This is a genomic window from Sphingobacterium sp. CZ-UAM (assembly GCF_002000245.1).
Classification (GTDB): domain Bacteria; phylum Bacteroidota; class Bacteroidia; order Sphingobacteriales; family Sphingobacteriaceae; genus Sphingobacterium.
Genome location: NZ_MTCM01000003.1, coordinates 244,583 through 263,440, shown reverse-complemented (window position 1 = coordinate 263,440; position 18,858 = coordinate 244,583). Strand labels below are relative to the sequence as shown.

Sequence of the window (18,858 nt, the reverse complement as noted above, 5' to 3'; positions counted from 1 at the left end):
GAAATAAATGGATTACTAAAGGATTTCCTATTTTTAAGGATAGCATAAACAAACAAGGACCTATATTGAGCAGGTCCTTGTTTGTTTCTATTATTTCTATTGCTAGATGACTTCCATTTCAAAAAGTCTGGCGATGTGTCCGCGAAGTTTTTCCTTCACGTCATCCATATCGACTTCCTGACCAAGTTCCCGTTTCAATGAGGTCACGTCTTTATCGTCGATACCACAGGGGATAATATTGTTGAAATAGTCCAGATCTGTATTGACGTTAAAGGCGAAGCCATGCATGGTGACCCAGCGTGAGGCGCGTACGCCCATCGCGCAGATCTTGCGGGCCGTGGGCTTGTCCGGTTCGATCCAGACGCCTGTAAATCCAGGATATCGTCCTGCTGAAACACCGTAATCGGCGCAGGTCAGGATAATGGCTTCTTCCAATGTCCTTAAATAAAGGTGAATATCGGTAAAGAAGTTGTCGAGATCCAGAATCGGATAGCCTACAATCTGACCCGGTCCATGGTAGGTGATATCACCACCGCGGTTGATCTTATAGAACTTCGCTTCTTTTTCTTCCAGGCCTTTCTCATCCAGGAGCAGGTATTCTTCGTGCCCGCTTTTTCCTAAGGTGTAGACATGGGGGTGGGCTGTGAAGATCAGGTAGTTTGGTGTGTCTGTCGTCGTCGCATTGACCCGATTGTCGTGTTTGATATCCAATACGCCCTTGAAGATGGACTCTTGTCTATCCCAGGCTTCCTGATAGTCTACAAGTCCCCAGTCTTGGAACTGCACCACTTTATTCATTGCTTATCTTTTTAAGAAGACGGATCGTCGGTAACGATCCGCCATCATGTTAGTCAAATTAATACAACAAATTGTTGTACGGGTAACGTTCATTATGCATCTTCACGATGATATCGTAAAGGGTTTGCTTGAACTCTTCGATATTTGTCTTGTTTGTTGCAGATAGGAAGATCGCCGGATCGGAATTTTTCGCCATCCATGAATTGCGGAAATCGTCCAATGTAACCTCCACCTCTTCACCGTCCTGTCCTTCTTCAACTGCCGGTTTGTACAAGTCTATCTTGTTGAACACGGTGATCACGGGCTTATCCAGCGCTTTCAGGTCTTTCAATGTCTCATTTACGGCCTGGATGTGATCTTCAAAGTTAGGGTGTGAGATATCCACCACGTGGATCAGCACATCTGCCTCTCTGACCTCATCCAAGGTAGATTTGAAACATTCCACCAGATGATGCGGTAATTTGCGGATAAATCCTACCGTGTCGGACAACAGGAAGGGAAGATTATCGATAACAACCTTGCGTACTGTTGTGTCAAGCGTTGCGAAGAGCTTGTTTTCGATCAACACGTCAGATTTGGAGATCATGTTCATGATCGTTGATTTACCGACGTTTGTATAGCCTACCAGCGCTACGCGGATCATCTCGCCACGGTTTTTGCGCTGGGTTTCATTCTGCTTGTCGATCGCGCGCAGTCTTTCCTTGAACAATGAAATTTTGTCCAGGATAATCCGTCTATCGGTTTCGATCTGCGATTCACCGGGACCACGCATACCGATCCCCCCACGCTGACGCTCCAAGTGGGTCCACAGGCGGGTCAATCGGGGTAACAGGTATTGCAGCTGCGCCAGTTCGACCTGGGTTTTTGCCTGTGCAGTTTTTGCATGTCGGGCAAAGATATCCAGGATCAGATTGGAACGGTCCAAAATCTTGCGTTTGAGTTCTTTCTCGATGTTGCGCAATTGGGAAGGGGACAACTCATCGTCAAAGACAACAATGTCAATCTCTTCAGCTTCGACATAGGCTTTGATCTCTTCAAGTTTTCCACTGCCGACAAATGTCGCTCTATCCGGAAAAGCTAATTTCTGTGTAAACATGCCTTTGGTCTCGCCACCGGCTGTCTGTACAAGAAATTCAAGTTCTTCCAGATATTCCTTTGCTTTTGCCTCAGTCACGCCCTGCGTGATCACACTGACCAAGACGGCTGTTTCGGGTTTTATTGCTGTATCGTGTATTTTAATTCTGGCCATTTTGTCCTATTAAGTATATTAAGTGAAGTAGGTAGGTCACTAAGCCGCACACTGCGATCTATTGCCTATATCTTGTTATACGTTCACTTTTAATTATTGTTTTGAAAAGGTAAATTTAAGAATTTATGCGTTTGTACACCAAACAAGATGGGCACCTAAATAGGACATAATTCTTCATTAACCAATAAGTCTCTTGTGATTTGCTTACCAGGGCAACTCAAAATAAGTAAGCGGTCGGTCGCCATCTTTTGCCTAGTAAAAGAAGGGGATATTTTCTATATCATGTTCATAATGATGCAAAAATAAATAATTTTGATTTTATATACAAGCGAATTGATGATAGATAGTCTATTAGCTGGCGGCGGCGATCTTTTTCTTGATTTTGATAAACAGGTTTCACTGGTAACGGCATGTCTTCGAACTGATTTATCCTAGTTTGTTGAAGCGTTTTCGAACAGCATTGAATGGACTCCTGAATAAAACAAGTGATGGAGGGGGGGGGAAGCTTGTTAATGGCCGGCTGGCCGATGATCAGGAGATTTTGTCCCAGGCAATGCCATCTGATTTCCGGGCCAAAAAACTCCGGAGCAAGTAGTTTTTTTCGCTTTGCAGCATAGGGTCTTCTTTGAATAGGGCAATGACGGTGTTTCTGCATTCGGTCAATAAGGCCTGGTCTGTCGCCAGATTGGCCATCTTAAGGTCGAGCACGCCGGACTGTTGTGTACCGGAAATGTCGCCGGGGCCACGTAGCTGTAAGTCAACTTCGGCAATCTCAAAACCATCATTGGTCCGCACCATGGTGTCCAATCGGAGACGCCCTTCTTTGCTGAGCTTATTTCCTGACATCAAGATACAAAAGGACTGTTCGGCGCCACGGCCCACGCGTCCCCGCAATTGATGAAGCTGGGAGAGACCAAACCGTTCGGAGTTTTCAATGACCATAACCGAGGCATTGGGCACATTGACCCCAACTTCAATTACCGTTGTTGCCACCATGATCTGCGTCTCGTGTTTCACAAAACGTTGCATCTCAAAATCCTTATCTTTCACAGGCATTTTGCCGTGTACAATACTGATCTTATACTGCGGAAGAGGGAATTCGCGCTGCAGATTCTCCAGGCCGGCCTCCAAATAGATCAGATCGAGTTTTTCACTTTCTTTGATCAAAGGATAGACCACATAGACCTGTCTGCCTTTGGCGATTTCTTCACGCATGAAGCCAAACATCCGCAGGCGGGAGCTCTCAAAGAAATGGACGGTTTTAATAGGCTTACGTCCGGCCGGAAGCTCGTCGATCACCGAAATATCGAGGTCACCATACATGGTCATCGCCAAGGTTCGGGGAATGGGCGTAGCTGTCATCACCAGCATATGTGGTGGAATAACATTCTTGCGCCAGAGCTTGGCCCGTTGTTCCACACCAAAACGGTGTTGTTCATCGATCACGACGAAGCCGAGATTTTTAAATTGAACCTTATCCTCAATGAGTGCATGGGTACCGATCAGGATATCAAGTGTCCCCTCTTCGAGGGCCTGATGGATCAACCGGCGTTCTTTTGTGCTGGTTGAGCCGGTAAGCAGCTTGATGCTGACGAGATCATCGCCGACGAGCTGTTTGAGCCCCTGGTAGTGCTGTGTAGCCAGGATCTCTGTCGGCGCCATCATACAGGCCTGAAAACCATTGTCAACGGCGAGCAGCATGCTCATCAGGGCAACCACGGTTTTGCCGGAGCCTACATCGCCCTGCACCAGACGGTTCATCTGCGCGCCGGTATTGGTATCGATACGGATTTCTTTAATAACGCGTTTCTGTGCTCCGGTCAATGGAAATGGAAGACGTTCGGTAAAAAAAGTGTTGAACTTTTCACCTACTTTGTTGAAGCGTTGCCCCCTGAATTTCTGTGTGTTCAGCTGCTTATTGTTGAGCAGTTTGAGCTGGATGAAAAACAGTTCTTCAAATTTGATCCGCTTGATCGCCTGGTTCAATTCCTTTTGGTTGCTCGGGAAATGAATGGCGGCCAAAGCCTGCTGGTGAGAAACCAGCTGATGTTTTGCGATTATTTCCTGGGGGATCGTCTCACCTATACTCCGAAACACGGTTTCCAATGCGGTCTGCTGCAGGCGCTGGATGCCCTTGGTGTCCAAATTGAATTTTTTGAGTTTTTCCGTGGAGGAATAGACCGGCTGTAGGCTCATGTTGCCCGCTTGCTTGACCTGCGGATTGTAGAGGTCCATTTCAGGATGGGTGATGGATAGCTGTCCATTAAATTCACTGGGTTTGCCGTAAATGATATAGGCCGAGCCTACTTTCAAAGACTTTTGGAGCCAGGGAATAGACTGGAACCAGACGAGCTCCATGGAACCTGTTTCGTCCTTGAATGAGCCGACGAGGCGTTTGGTCCTTTTTTCACCCACGAGTTGCAGTGAAACCAGGCGCCCCAGTACCTGCGCCGCCATCATTTCGGGATGCAGCTTTCGGATCTTGTGGAATTCTGTACGGTCGATATAACGGAAAGGGTATTGGGTCAACAGATCTCCAATGGTAAATACCTGTAACTCTTTTTTGAGTACATCTGCCTTTTGGGGACCTACACCTTTGAGGTATTCTATCGGGGTAATTAAACTTAATTCAGCCATTCTTCTCGAATGGCTAAAATACGAAAAATTTAATTTTTACGATTTATATACTTCTATATATGGCTTGCCATCCCTGCATTGAACTGGTCTTGCGCTATTTGGACAGTCGCCTTGACAGCTTGTTTTTTCCAAACTGAGTTTTCTTTCGGTGAGTCGATTGTATAGTTGGATTTTTTCTATCATCTCTGCTGATCGGATGGTTTTGTGTACTGCGATTGCTTCCATACAACATCCTGTTCGCAAAAAATGACTTTGCCAATCGTTTGGATTATCGCAGGTAATGTCTTTATAGAATTCTTGAAGCTCTTTGTATCTTTTGGGCAATTCCACGTTTACTTCTTCGAGGGAAAGATTATCTGCAAAGCGGAGTTTGGGTTTTCCGTTGTCACAGATTTTTCCTACGGGAGGATTGGGGATCGGCATGCTCAGAAGCTGTGTCTCATAAGGAATCTTACCTTCACGTTCAGCGGCTTTATAACGCTCGTCCTGAAGATGATCCAATTCCTGTTTTAATTTTTCGAATTGGCTCTTCAGTGAGGAATGTACTAGGTAATAGGTATAGTAGGGCTGTTGTATTATTTCAAACTCCTCAATATTTGTGCAGGGAACAGACTGGAGCAGCGTAGTGAGTTCCTCAGTTTTTTCAATCACTTGTTCGTCCCAGTATTCAAACGATTTAAAATTGTCTTTTGAACAGGCTAGGAATAATAAAAATCCTATAATAGGAAGCGTAAATATTATTTTTTTCATTTGTCTATAATTTGGTGCGGTTCAATTTTTGTGGCTTTCTGGAGGATGCATGGATCAGTTTTGAAGCCATGATATTTGCGATTTTAGGGGTTTTGGTATAGAATAGAGGCTTTCCCTTCCTTACAGATAACTTCAAGAGGTTTCTGATAGGGCATACAGTTGATCCTTGGCGCTATCATGGGCTGGTATATTTTCATCAGTTTATTATAATCATGGACCATATTCTGCAAGCTGGTCTTATCTACTGAACGGTGGTAAGGAATGTAACTAGTGCCACATACGGTCTGGATATCCATCATTTCCCATTCTGAGGTGTCGGAACAGTTTTTTGGGCTCGCGAATGCAACGATTTTACTGAACTTTTCAGCTGAAAGTGCTTCCAATTCCTTTTCGGTTTTTCCTTTATAGAGATTGTCAAGATGGGATTCGGATTTACAGACAACAAATAGCATAATGCATGCGAGCATGGTTGTTAAGCCTAGTGTTGACAAACTTTTCATAATTGCACATTTGGTTTGTTTTATTGAACGGTCAATCTGTACTGTTTGCTACAGTGACAATTGAAAATTTCTCGGGACTGCGATATTTTAAAACTAGGTTTTATTGACAGATGGTGAGGGGGCGGAAGGTGAAAACATGAACGGTACGCAAAAAAAAAGCGGCTTAACCTTATGATTAAGCCGCTGTGGTATAGCTGGGAATTCTACTTAGAAATTTCCTTTAGCAACATCCCACCATAGACGGGTTCCGCCATTGTCGGGGCCGCCTAAAAGTGATATCGCGTTTTGTACTTCAGCTTGGTTTGTATTGTATTCGTTTTGTGGGAACGGCAATCGACGTATCTGTATTTTGGTGTCGATGAGCCCACCGCTGTTGTTGACAACTACCGGGAATAAACGTGGATATCCGGTACGGCGGAATTCACTCCATGCCTCCTGTCCTTCAGGGAAGATGGCCAGCCATTTTTGTGTAATGATGCGTTCTAGTTTTTCCTCATTGGTTGCACCTTCGTTCCACTTGATCGTTAATGAACTTGGTGATTTTGCATTATTGTCTGCATTGAATGGATCGACATAGTCGGCCGCTTTGCTTGTATTGTCGTTTAAGTAAGTATTCGCGGCTGAGGAAACTCCCCACTGTGCGAATGAAGTCTCCACGCCCTTCTCATACAATGCCTGCGCTGTTCCGCCGGCATTGTTCCAGCCTCTTAAGGCTGCTTCGGCGCGTAAAAAGTAAACTTCTGCTGCTGTCATCAGGACCGGTGCTGTACTCGCGGTGAAGGTCGGTGTGGTACCTTCTGTATTCAATGTTGAAAGTTTTTGGTATTTGTCTTTTTCAATACCCTCTGCACCGGTACGAATACCGATGTATTGACCTGCCACTGCTTTCAACGTCGGATCATTTGAAACGGGAGACATATATTTCGAGATCCGAGGATCTTTCAGTCCGACCATGTAAGATGAAAGTGTTGCATTGATACGTGTATCGGCCCAGTTTTTGGCAATAAACCAAAGTGGATTGCTATAGGTCCCATCGGTAGGTACGGTAACTTTGAAATTATCGGAATTGCTTTCCAGAACACCACCATTGGCTGGATCCAATGCCTTTTCAGCTTGTGCTTTTGCGAGCTGAGGGGCAACTTTAACCAGGCGCATTGCCAGGCGTAAACGCAGAGAGTTGGCAATTTTTAACCAATTTTTAAATCTTACCTGATTATCTGTATTTGGGAAAACCAAATCAATCTGGTCGATTTTTGCAGCCATTGGGCTATCTGCTTTATAAGCCTTCAGTACAGTTACCGCTTCATCAAGTTCTTTGAAAAAGCTGTTGTACACATCCGACTGTTTATCGTAAGGAATTGTATTGGATGTGCCCACCTGACTGTAAGGGATAGGGCCATAGATATCAGTAACGCGGCTTGCAGCCTCCACTTTGATGACCAGCGCTGATCCCCATAATGCCGGATAAGTTTCTGCAAGACCATTTTTTTTCAATTTGTCTATCGCCTTGATAACATTGAGGTATAACACTTGGAAAGATTCGCCGTTCCAACCATTTACCATGGCATAATTGAGGTTGTTCTGGCCGCTATTGAACGGCGTTGGGGACATAAAGAAGCCTGAATAAACATCCGCATTCAGATTCTGTTGCACCTGGTATGAGTTTGGATCGCCAGCACCTGAAAAGTTATAAATGGACATTTGAGCGTTGCGAAGGAAAATGACAAGATCTTGTCCGTCTCCTTTTAAGTCCTCATCTGTAACACCGATGTTGTTTTTGTTGTACTCTTCAAAGTTTTTGGTACAGCTTGTCAAGGTGCTGCCCACAACCAAAAGTGCAAGAGAGAACTTGGATATATTTTTTATTGTAAATTTCATTGTATTTCTGTTAGAACGTTGCGTTTAATGTTAGACCATAATTACGTGTTGCTGGCATCATAAAGATATCAACACCGCTTAGTGCGTTGCCGGTAGACATGGTCACTTCGGGATCGAAAGGTGCTTTTTTCGAGATATAGAATAGGTTTCTTCCCACAGCATTGACACGCAGTTTTTTGAAGAAGCTATCTTTAATGTTAAAATCATAACCAAAGGTAAGTTCACGCAGTCTCACCACCGTTCCGTCATAGATATATTGACTGCTCACAGGTCCCATACCAGCAGTTGATGTGTACCATTGCTCCGCATCCACTTTAGTGACCGCTTTGCCATCTGGCGTGACACCATTGACAATCACACCACCATTGGCCCGGGCATCGCCAGTTACTTTCGATACGCCATAACCGTCGAGTAAAGATTGTGTCACTGACATCACTTCATAGTTGAACTTGCCGTCGATGAGGAAACTTAAATTGAAGTTTTTGTAGTTAAAACTGTTGTTCCAGCCCATTTGCCAAATTGGATTGGAATTTCCAAGCTTGGTATAGACGTTTGTTTTTTGTGGAATTCCGTCCTCAGAAATTAAGATACGGCCCTGATCATCGCGGACAAAATCCTGTCCGTAGATGTCACCAAAAGATCCCCCAACTTCCAGTTTAGAAGCAAAGTTATTTCTACCTTCTCCGGTCAGGTTAAATTCAGGTACTGCATCTGCAAGTTCGATAATCTTGTTTTTGTTGTAGGTGAAGTTGACGCTTGTGGTCCATGTAAAATTATCATTCTTGATGGCATCCAATGAAACCAAGGCTTCGACCCCCTGATTTTGAATATTTCCGGCGTTGATCGCATATTGTTTGTTCAATGAAGCGTGGCTAGCGGCTACCTTAAAGAACTGATTTGTTGTATTGGTTTTGTAGTAGGTCAGGTCGACATTCAAACGACTATCCCACATACGCCATTCCGTACCGATTTCCAATGATTTGGTCTTTTCCGGTTTTAAAGTTTTCAGGAAAGCAATATCATTAACCGTTAACACTGCATAAGGATTCACTGTATTTGTCAATAGACTCGTATAAGGTGGAAGGTCGTTCCCCACTACAGCGTAAGAACCGCGAATCTTGGCCATATTGACAAATTCAGGTAGGTTGAGCTTGTCATTCAGTACAATTCCCAGACCCGCAGAAGGATAGAAGAAGGATTTTGTACCTGTAAATGCAAGTGTACTCGACCAGTCGTTACGAGCCGTCAGGTCCAAATAGATCCAATTATCATATGCTAAATTGGCCGAGGCAAATACCGATTGTAATTGTCTGCGGTTGGCAGATAAGGTGGAAGTGACAGGAGTGGTTGTATTTTGGATAAAGAATTGATTTGGAACCTTTAGACCATCTTTTCCGGTGGTGAAATCAGTACCTTCTGTTTTCCAGTCTGTGATACTCGTACCGACCAATCCTGTAATCTGCAGCTTGTCTCCTGCGTTAAAGTTCATGTTGGCAACCACATCACCATATTGTTGTGTAATGGTGGTATTGGTGTAGCTGTACGCTCCATTCTCGCGGGCAAGAATTTTCTGCGTACCTGCATAAGCTTTTCGGTCCCAAACCTCACTCGTCCGGTCTACGCTACCGCGTGCCTGCACGCTGATCCATGGTGCGATTTTATATTTTGCGCTTCCGTTCAACAATAAGCGGTTTCTGGTTGATCGTGTCGAGTTCCGGTTTGCAATCCACCATGGATTTTGTTGTGTGGTTTCATCATCCGAAAGCGTAAACCAATTCTGCTCGTTGAGGCTGCGATTTGGATTAAATTTTTCGTAGTTCTTATAATCCGCAATATTCAGACTTCGGGGTAAAAGATAAAGACCTACTAAAGGACTATAATAGAATCCGGATGTAGGCGCATTGTCCAATTTTTGTGTAATGTAGTTTGCACTTCCTTCGACCGTTAATTTATCATCAAAGAATGTTGCACTTTCTTTGAGATTGAAGTTATGCCGCATCAGGTCATTTTCTGGAAGTATTCCTTTTGCAAGGGTATTGGCATAAGAAAAGTAGGTTTGATTTTTCTCATTACCGCCGGAGAGTGTCAGTGAATTTGTAAAATTACTTCCCGTACGGAAAAATTCGCCAACATTGTCGTAGTTTGCGCCATTGGTTTTATCACCCCAGCTAAACACGCTTGTGTTACTGTTTTTGCCTTTTGAGCCTTGGCCATATTGGTTCTGGAACTTCGGTGTCGATACTGCTTGTTCGATTTGGGCACTGGATGAAAAGTTGATGGTCGTACGTCCTTGCTTCCCCGATTTGGTGGTGATCAAAATCACACCGTTTGCGGCCTGACTACCATATAATGCTGCTGCGGAAGCTCCTTTTAGTACGGAGATATTTTCTACGTCCTCCGGATTGATCAGTGATATCGGGTCACCACCATCGCGCTGGCCACCGAAAACATTATCTGGTTGACCGGCTAAGGTTTGGTTATTGATCGGGACACCGTCGACCACATATAATACCTGGTTGTTACCGGAAGCGGACTTATTACCACGTAAAACGACTTTTGCGGAACCACCAGGACCGGAGGAACTGGAAGCAATATTGACCCCGGCTACTTTACCGTTCAGGTTATTGGCCAAATTGGTACTTTTTACCTTGTTCAGTTCATCTCCATTGACCTGTTGTGTCGAATAGGTAAGCGATTTCTGTGCGCGGCTGATACCGAGTGCCGTGACAACAACACTCTCAAGTTGTTGTGTCTGTTCATCGAGACTTATCGTCACGGTGGTTTCGCCGGGTCCAAGTGTAACGGTTTTATTTTCGTAGCCAATCGTACTGATATTCAGGACACGATTTTTGTCGTCTACATTGATCTGAAATGTTCCCTTACTGTCTGTGGAGCTTGCGGTCGAGGTACCCAATACTTTAATGGTGGCGCCGACGAGTGGAGTTTTTGTTTTTGCATCAACAACAGTTCCTTTCACCTGGTTGCTCTGTGCGTGGAGTAAAGATGCTGAAAAAAGCATTGTTGGAACAATACTCAACATCCTTAATGTAGTGTATAATTTGTTATTCATCTAGTATAAGAGTTATATTCAGTTTTTTATATACCTCTTTTCACAATAGCAGTCTTTTGCCTTGGTAATGGGCTAATTCCATTTAGCATGTGGTTAGTGAAAATGGGATTGAACTTGCCAGGAGAGCAAAATAAATGATTATCGGATGTTATTCAATACCCTATATATGATGGGAGGAGAGGGACATGTGAATTCCCTTAATTAATACTAATTTACTACTGTTGATTAAAAATCAAAAATTTTAAGAAACAAAATTGATACAAATGCTGGATTTGTGCCGCTAACTACTTGATTGTTAGCTGTGTGTTGTTTTGTAATTTTTTGCGTTATGTCAAAAATGTATCTTTTGGGGTATATTTAATGCCGGAAAGCTTCAACATTTTATTGTTGAAGCTTTCCGGTATTAAATAAAGTATGAGGAGTTTTTTAAAAATTACTATTTCGCTGCTTACTTTTTCAGATGAATCGTTGGTTTGCCGTTCTCGCAGGTAATGGATTGGACTGCTGGAGAAGGGGTGAATTTGCAATCTGGTTTTTCAAAGCTGCTTAAAGCGATCTTTAACACATTGTAGCGCCCAACAGTTTTCTTGATTTCGGTATAGTCTTTATCTCTTTGGTAAAGTAATAGGGATTCATCACAGCCTTCGAAAATCCGGGTTGCTGACCATTGCTCATTACCTGTACAAGTCAGTTTATTTTTGTAAGCGTCGATTTTATCTTTAAGGGCAGGTAGCATTTCTTTATACTCTGTCGGACTAATATCTTGTAGGTAAATCAATTTTGGGTGTTGGTTTTCAAGAACCATACGAATGGGAGAATCATTATACCAATAATTGTCATCGCAAGGTTCATAAATAACACCTTCCTTAATCCCAGCATCTATTTCATTTTTGGAGAGGTCTCTGTATTCTTGCCATAGCCTGTTAAAATCTTGTTCCATCGATTTGTGCATAGGAAAATAGCTCATTCCACACCAGTAGTGGTTCGCTTCTTTTACGTACCAGTCATCAATATTTGTTGCTGTTTTAGAATTGATTAGGAGCTGGATTTCCTCCATTTTTTTAGCCCTTAATTCCCCCCAATGATCCGATGAGAGACTTTCTTTTTTACAGGAAACAAAAATTAGGCATAAAAAAAATAGGCCGTATATTACATGATGTCTCATAATTTGTATTTAATTTATTGGTTATTTACACCATAAATACGCATATCCTATCTGCTTCGCTACATCCTAATCTAATTTTTCTTAATCTGCCGCAAATTGCTGCTGTTGAATAGAACAATCGCCAATAGTATAATACCATAAGCTACGTACTTGACAAAGGGGACTGATTCCTGAAAATAGGTCGCCGCCAGCGTGAAGGCAATGATTGGATTGATGTATAACAATACGCCTGCTGTTGTTGAGGAAATTCCGGTTAGCGCATACATGCTCAAGAAAAGCGGGATAATAGTGAATACAACAGCGATCAGTAAAATTGTACCCCAGAAGATGGGAGCGGTAGGAATATCATGGTGGTTATAGATCAGTTTGGGAATGACAAATAGGGCGCAGATGCTCAGTTGGACAACTAATTGGTTGAGTTTGTTAAAACCGGTCGAGATGCGCTGTACGATAAGGTAGAAGGCATAAAAGGTTGCAATGGTTGCGGCCCACAAAACATCATTCAATGAACCCTTGGCCAATAGACAAACACTGCCAAATGCGATGAGTAACGCCACCTTCTGAATGGGGCGCAATGCTTCTTTTAAGATAAAGTAGGCTGCTGCTGCAGTGATCAATGGACAGGTCAGGTAGGCCAGTGCCGCAGATTGGATACTGATATGATTGACGGCATAGATATACGTAAACCAATTGCCGAAAATCAGCAGGGAAGCGAGTATAGTAAGGCCGCTCTGCCGAATCTTATGGTTTCGGGGGAGGTTTCTGAATTTTTCGAGGTCTGAACGCAGAGTCTTTCTTTGGAATAACAAGAGGTAGAGCCAGAGCACAGCTAAAGCCGTTATTATCCTGAAATATAGAATATCCTCGGCGGGATATTCCCGTATCCAGCGAACCGAAATGGACATGAACCCCCAGATAAAAGGTGCCAAAAAAGCCGCGAAAAGATATTTTCCGCGGCTTACAGTTTCGTTATTATTTTCCACGGATTAATCTTTCCAGGCAATGACCGAAATTTCGACATTGACGTTTTTTGGTAATGTTTTCACGGCCACACACTCACGTGCCGGTTGTGCCTCCTTGAAATATTCGGCATACACATCATTAACAAGGCTAAAATTGCCCATGTCACTTAAAAAAATTGAGGCTTTGACAACATCCTGAAATGTATAGCCTGCATGTGTTAAGATGGCCTCCACATTTTTCAACACTTGGTGTGCTTCATCTTTTACACCTGAAGATATCAGTTCCATGGTCTCTGGTATAAGTGGAATCTGACCCGATACATAAAGGGTATTTCCTGCTTTGATAGCTTGATTATAGGGTCCGATCGCTGCAGGAGCTTTGTCTGTATTTAAGATCTCTTTTTTTGACATGATGCTTGTTTAGGATGAAAAAAATATTTTATAGATCAGCCCCAATAAAAAGACAATAATAGCCGTTGCATTAATGATATGCATGGCTCTGATACTGCCATTGCTGGGCCGGTCAGCGTTGCGCTTTCTGAAAAAGTACATGGAACTAAGTTACGACAGTAAATTAAAAAGTTAAAATTAAAAACGCAAAAACTTTGGGATAGGGCGAATACAAATCCTAACTTTAGGATCAGGAGCCTACTGTGTAAATTTTTACGGCTGAAAAATACAGGGAAACCGGAAGAAGGTATGGTAGGGGCTAAGGAAGAATTGTTGCGGCGATGTCTTAAGCTCTTCGAGCGGATAATAAGTCGATATTCTGACCCCGATATGTTTGCAAGTTGAAGCGTCCCAAAGGAAAAATGTAAAATGATTTTAATGAAGAAAATAGCATTGACTGGCGGTAAGATCTATACCGGCACAGAAGTTTTAGAAAAAAAGACATTGCTTTTAGAGAGAGCGAAGATTGTTGGTACGGTCAATGATAAAGATATCCCCGCGGATTATCATCTTCATGATGTCAAAGGCGCGAATATCTGCGCCGGATTGGTTGATCTGCAGTTATATGGTGACGGTTCGGATCTCTATTCTGCCGAGCTCAGTCAGGAGTCATTGGAGCGGATCTCTGACGGATTGATTGATAAGGGGACGACTTCCTATATGATGACTTTGGCAACGAATACTATTCCGGTGTTCAAAGAAGCTATCCGTGTCGCTGAGAGCTACCATCATGATGCTTTTCTGGGGCTGCACCTAGAAGGTCCATTTCTGAATGCAAAAAAACGGGGAGCTCATCCGGAAGAACTGATTATAAAACCGACGAAGGAAAGGATTGACGATCTGCTCCTAGGGACTAAGGTTGTTAAGATGATGACAATTGCTCCTGAATGTTTTTCGGATCAACTGCTGCGGTATCTGCAAACCTATCAGTTGCTGCTCAGTGCTGGGCACAGTGACGCTACTTTTGTCGAAGGGACACATGGTTACGATGCAGGAATCCCGACGAGTACACATCTGTTTAACGCCATGTCGCCATTGCATCATCGCGAGGTGGGTTTGGTCGGAGCTATTTTTAACCATCACAAAGCCTGTGCGAGTATTATTGTGGATGGACATCATGTCAGCTTTGAAGCCGTGAAAATTGCTAAAAAGCAAATGGGCGACCGTTTATTTATGATTACTGATGCTGTTGCCGCCTGTGATAAAGGGATTTATCAGCATGTGTTGAATGACGGTTATTACGCTTTGCCGGATGGCACGATTTCAGGAGCAGCCATTTCCCTGTTTGAAGGAATCAGAAATTGTGTAGAGCAGGTGGGAATCCCATTGGACGAAGCAATCCGGATGGCCACAAGCTATCCAGCAAACCTGTTGCAAAGAAGCGATATTGGGAATCTCAATGTAGGTAGCATGGCTAATGTCATCGTGTTTACGGATGATTTCAGTTTGGAGCAGGTTTTCTTTAAAGGGGAGCCGCGCTATTGATGAGCCTGTTGGGAAGATTATGTTATCATCAGAAATTGACTTATATGAGGAGTATTTTCATCTGATGTAAACATATTGTAAGAAGGGTGAACGAAAGCTGAATTTCTTTCCTATTGAAATTTAGCTTAGTTTTGGGAGTTATTTTGAAAAAAAACACTAGACTTTATCGCTTAATGAAACGTTCCTTATTATTTTTAGCTACGGCAGTCTTTCTTTTGTCTTCTTGTTCATCCAAGAAAAATAAAAAGGAAGAACCTGTAAATACGAATACCAATGTTGAAATTGTAAAAAAAGATCCGCCTTCGGTTCCAAAAAGAGAGCGGATGAAAAATACAATCGAGACTAAAGAGACCAAAGAACAGCCTGCTGTTGAAAAAAAGAAGGATATCGTTGTTGAACTCCCGGCTGTGCCACGCGAATTCCGTGCGGCCTGGGTGGCCTCTGTCGCCAATATCAACTGGCCGAGCAAAAATTACCTCAGTACTGCCGAGCAGCAGCAGGAAGCGATCGGTATTTTGGATTTTTTAAAGAACAATAATTTTAATGCGGTTGTCTTCCAGGTCCGTCCCTCGGCGGATGCTTTTTATAAGAGTGATCTAGAACCTTGGTCTTATTTTTTGACAGGAACTGAAGGTCAGGCGCCATCACCTTATTATGACCCACTGGAATTTTGGGTGGAGCAGGCACACAAAAGGGGAATCGAGCTTCATGTTTGGTTAAATCCTTATCGTGCGCACCATACTGCCGGAGGAACAGTGACATCATCTTCAATGGCACGCAAGATGCCTGAATCTGTTGTGAAATTAAAGCAGGGATATTACTGGTTTGACCCATCGAAACAGTCGACACAGGATCATGCAGCCCGCGTGGTCATGGATATTGTGAAGCGTTATGATATTGATGGGGTACATTTTGATGACTACTTCTATCCTTATGCGGAATACAATGGCGGACAAGACTTCCCGGATTCGGATAGCTATAACGAATTTAAACGTAATGGTGGTACCCTTTCGCGCGGTGATTTTAGGAGAAACAGTGTGAATACCTTTATTGAACGTATTTACAAAGATATTAAAAAGGAAAAGAATTTTGTGAAATTTGGGATCAGTCCTTTTGGGATCTGGAAGCCGGGATATCCTGCGGGAATACAGGGTTCAAGTCAATACGATATGTTATATGCTGATGCCAAGCTGTGGTTGAACAAAGGTTGGGTTGATTATTTTGCGCCGCAGCTTTATTGGCCAATCCAACCCGCTAGACAAAGTTATACGGCTTTATTGAAATGGTGGGAAAGTGAAAATACCATGGGCCGTCACCTTTGGCCGGGGATCAATACGGTGGGAAGACGTGGACCAGAATATGTGCAGGAAATTGTCAATCAGGTTGCCGCGGCAAGGGATCTTTTACCAAATAATCGGGAGGGTGTTATTCATTGGAGTTTGGCAGGCCTAACAAAAAATCCAGCGATGACCCAAGCGCTTGTGGATGGACCTTATCAAGCTAAGGCCTTGGTCCCAACAACGCCATGGCTGAATGCGAACCCACTATTGAAACCGTCGTTGTTGCTGACACCACAAGGAAATAATATTTTCTTGAAATGGCAGCATCAGCAAGTAGACCAGGTTGCAAAATGGGTGCTGTATCTGAACTATGGTGGGCAATGGACGTATGAGATCCTGGAACCGGGTGTAACAACGAAAGATGTGCCGACGTCGTTAAATAATAAAAAACTGCAATATGTTGCGGTTAAGGCTGTTGACCGTCTGAGCAATGAAAGCCCTTATATCGCTGAAAAAATCAAATAAAGAACTTTTGTACTATTTGAAAAAGGGGTATCTGATTATTTCGGATATCCCTTTGCTTTTTGCCTGTTATTAAGTTGCCCTATTTTTTAGGTGAGGCGCCTGTGTGCCGGCTGATGGAGTTTATTTGTCTCTTTTGATCAAAACGAGTAGGGATACTGTGATTTTGTTTTGAATTTTGATCTGTCTGGGGTAAATTTAGGGATATGGAAGAAATCTATAAAACCGTTAGTGATTCGGTGATCCGAATTTCACAGCTGATGTTACCATCCAATGCCAATTTTGGCGGGAAGATCCATGGAGGCTATATTTTGTCCCTGATGGATCAGATAGCCTTTGCGGTAGCCTCTAAGTTTTCGGCGCATTATTGTGTGACGGCTTCTGTTGGAAAGGTTGATTTTTTGAAACCTATAGAGGTAGGAGAGTTGGTTACATTGATTGCTTCGGTTAATTATGTGGGCAATTCATCGATGGAGGTGGGGATCCGGGTAGAAGCGATGAACATCCAGACAGGGGAAACTAAACATTGCAACTCCTCTTATTTTACTATGGTTGCTAAGGATGAAACCGGTAAACCGGTGCGTGTGCCACGCTTGATTCTGGAAACGGAGAAAGACCTGTTTCGATTTTACCGTTGTGTAGTAAAAATGGAGGTGGACAAAGAACGTGACCGTGCTATTCATGACCTGGAGCGGGACTCAATGGAGCAGCAAGCGTATATCAGTGCGCATTATGATGTTAAGATTGCATTGAAAAAATAGGGGCTATCTTGTCGTGATAGCCCCTATTTTCTTAAATAGCCGGATCCGCAGGTGTATTCGGATTACCTATTCGCTCCTGATCGGGATAAGGATAGAAATTCCGGTTGCGTTCTGTTGTGTTTTGTGGCGGGGCAGGACGGCCGAACCGTCTGCTGTCCTCCAGTCGTAAACCTGACATAAATAACTCTGCGCAGCGCTGTTTATAGACTTCAAGCAACAGCTCATTTTTGTTGACGGCTCCTGCATATGCGGGAAGACTAGCATTGACGTTGAATAGATCGCCGTTGGCTTGGGTGCGAACTTCATTGATCAGATCCCGCGCCTCGGTCAATGAACCGTTGTTGCGTAATAAGGCTTCCGCTTTAATCAGTTTCATTTCGTCAGGTAAGTAAACAGGAACTTCTCCGGTCTGTGTCTCGGAGAAACCTTTAAGCTGCAGCGTTGTACCGCTAAGTTTGGTATAGAAGTCAAGACGTTTATCGCCAGTTTCAAATAGGCCTGTCGGGAGACCCAGGTTTTCCCTAACGATGTAATATTTCAAGATATTGGTCTGATTCCAAAGGGGATTAACACTTATTGCTGTATAGGTAAATGTACTTTTTTTGGTTAAATCAACAAGGTTAGCTTCGCTGTAGGCCTGTTGGTAATTGCCGGCCATGAGGTTAAAGCGAGCATTGAAGGCGTGTAGGCAATTCAGTAGGTGAATGGTCGATCCAGTTACACTTGATGTAAATTCGGATGATATGGGTGTTTGTTGAACCAGGGCAATTGCCGTGTTTAAAGATTTGATAGCCTCTGCAAGAACCGCTTGTCTATCCACGAAAGTCACTTTACCATCTTTTTGGGTATGTGTATTCGCTTTCTCAAAACTTGTTGCCAGTGCGCCAAGCGCTATTGCCCTGTATAAGTGGGCATTCGCCAATGTACCGGATAGTGTGCCGCCGGTTAAGGTACTGATGGACGCGGCATTGTTGAGCACACTTTCACTCATGCCGAGAAGTTTTTGCATACTGGACCATAGGGTCAGGATGTTTCCGTTGGCTGTCGGTAATTCAGTACCCCCTGCCTCAAGTTCTAACGTGTTGGTAAAGGTAGCAACACCCTTAAGTTCGCGTGCTGTTACGGCAGGGTAAAAATAGGTCGCGGCTACGCCATTGGTGGAATAGTACATCTGTAAACCCGCGCTAATAGCAATGATCCCTTCCCGGGTTGTTGGGACTGCACTTCCACTTGGTTGATTTATGTTGGGTACATCCATTTTACAGCTATTGAAGCTCAATGCCATCGCCGCAAGCAGGAGGAATTTATAGTTGAAAATCTTTTTCATTTGAATATTTTTTAAGGATGATCA

15 protein-coding genes are annotated in these 18,858 nt (G+C 43.5%); 3 read left to right on the top strand and 12 right to left on the bottom strand.

What is annotated here, in order from left to right; translation table 11 throughout:
* Positions 1-102: 102 nt before the first annotated feature.
* The 11 genes from lipB to BWD42_RS25130 form a co-directional block, all read right to left on the bottom strand.
* Positions 103-798 carry a lipoyl(octanoyl) transferase LipB gene (gene lipB, locus BWD42_RS14915; protein WP_077437191.1) on the bottom strand — a complete coding sequence of 232 codons (696 nt, stop codon included), beginning with the start codon at positions 796-798 and terminating at the stop codon, positions 103-105.
* 58 nt (positions 799-856) lie between these two features.
* Complete coding sequence (gene hflX, locus BWD42_RS14910) at positions 857-2,047, bottom strand: GTPase HflX (protein ID WP_077437190.1); 1,191 nt, start codon at positions 2,045-2,047, stop codon at positions 857-859.
* A gap of 531 nt (positions 2,048-2,578) precedes the next feature.
* Positions 2,579-4,684 (bottom strand): ATP-dependent DNA helicase RecG, encoded by a 2,106-nt coding sequence (recG, locus tag BWD42_RS14905; protein ID WP_077437189.1) that lies wholly within the window; start codon positions 4,682-4,684, stop codon positions 2,579-2,581.
* 36 nt (positions 4,685-4,720) lie between these two features.
* Entirely contained in the window at positions 4,721-5,434 is a 714-nt protein-coding gene (locus tag BWD42_RS14900) for a hypothetical protein (protein ID WP_077437188.1), read from the bottom strand.
* An 83-nt stretch (positions 5,435-5,517) separates the two neighbouring features.
* The gene (locus BWD42_RS14895) at positions 5,518-5,934 is read right to left on the bottom strand and encodes a hypothetical protein (RefSeq protein ID WP_139351172.1); all 417 of its coding nucleotides are present in this window, start codon (positions 5,932-5,934) and stop codon (positions 5,518-5,520) included.
* Positions 5,935-6,141: 207 nt separating this feature from the next.
* Positions 6,142-7,812, bottom strand: coding sequence for a RagB/SusD family nutrient uptake outer membrane protein (locus BWD42_RS14890; RefSeq protein ID WP_077437186.1), 1,671 nt, complete (start codon positions 7,810-7,812; stop codon positions 6,142-6,144).
* A 10-nt stretch (positions 7,813-7,822) separates the two neighbouring features.
* Positions 7,823-10,882 carry a SusC/RagA family TonB-linked outer membrane protein gene (locus tag BWD42_RS14885; RefSeq protein ID WP_077437185.1) on the bottom strand — a complete coding sequence of 1,020 codons (3,060 nt, stop codon included), beginning with the start codon at positions 10,880-10,882 and terminating at the stop codon, positions 7,823-7,825.
* Between the two features lie 448 nt (positions 10,883-11,330).
* On the bottom strand, positions 11,331-11,939 hold the full coding sequence (locus BWD42_RS14880; protein WP_077437184.1) for a hypothetical protein: 609 nt from the start codon (positions 11,937-11,939) through the stop codon (positions 11,331-11,333).
* Between the two features lie 179 nt (positions 11,940-12,118).
* Positions 12,119-13,030 (bottom strand): EamA family transporter, encoded by a 912-nt coding sequence (locus BWD42_RS14875; protein WP_254846247.1) that lies wholly within the window; start codon positions 13,028-13,030, stop codon positions 12,119-12,121.
* 3 nt (positions 13,031-13,033) lie between these two features.
* A complete protein-coding gene (locus tag BWD42_RS14870) occupies positions 13,034-13,420 on the bottom strand; it encodes a RidA family protein (protein ID WP_077437183.1) in 387 nt (128 codons plus the stop codon).
* A gap of 9 nt (positions 13,421-13,429) precedes the next feature.
* Positions 13,430-13,561 carry a DUF6728 family protein gene (locus BWD42_RS25130; RefSeq protein ID WP_317041807.1) on the bottom strand — a complete coding sequence of 44 codons (132 nt, stop codon included), beginning with the start codon at positions 13,559-13,561 and terminating at the stop codon, positions 13,430-13,432.
* A gap of 276 nt (positions 13,562-13,837) precedes the next feature.
* Here BWD42_RS25130 and nagA point away from each other — a divergent pair, with 276 nt between their 5' ends.
* The 3 genes from nagA to BWD42_RS14855 all read left to right on the top strand — a co-directional run bounded on the left by nagA (position 13,838) and on the right by BWD42_RS14855 (position 17,507).
* The gene (nagA, locus tag BWD42_RS14865) at positions 13,838-14,944 is read left to right on the top strand and encodes an N-acetylglucosamine-6-phosphate deacetylase (protein ID WP_077437376.1); all 1,107 of its coding nucleotides are present in this window, start codon (positions 13,838-13,840) and stop codon (positions 14,942-14,944) included.
* Between the two features lie 173 nt (positions 14,945-15,117).
* Positions 15,118-16,749 carry a glycoside hydrolase family 10 protein gene (locus BWD42_RS14860; protein WP_077437182.1) on the top strand — a complete coding sequence of 544 codons (1,632 nt, stop codon included), beginning with the start codon at positions 15,118-15,120 and terminating at the stop codon, positions 16,747-16,749.
* Positions 16,750-16,952: 203 nt separating this feature from the next.
* Entirely contained in the window at positions 16,953-17,507 is a 555-nt protein-coding gene (locus BWD42_RS14855; RefSeq protein ID WP_077437181.1) for an acyl-CoA thioesterase, read from the top strand.
* 31 nt (positions 17,508-17,538) lie between these two features.
* On the opposite strand, the gene BWD42_RS14850 is transcribed toward BWD42_RS14855, so the two are convergent.
* Positions 17,539-18,834, bottom strand: coding sequence for a RagB/SusD family nutrient uptake outer membrane protein (locus BWD42_RS14850; protein WP_077437180.1), 1,296 nt, complete (start codon positions 18,832-18,834; stop codon positions 17,539-17,541).
* Positions 18,835-18,858: the final 24 nt, after the last annotated feature.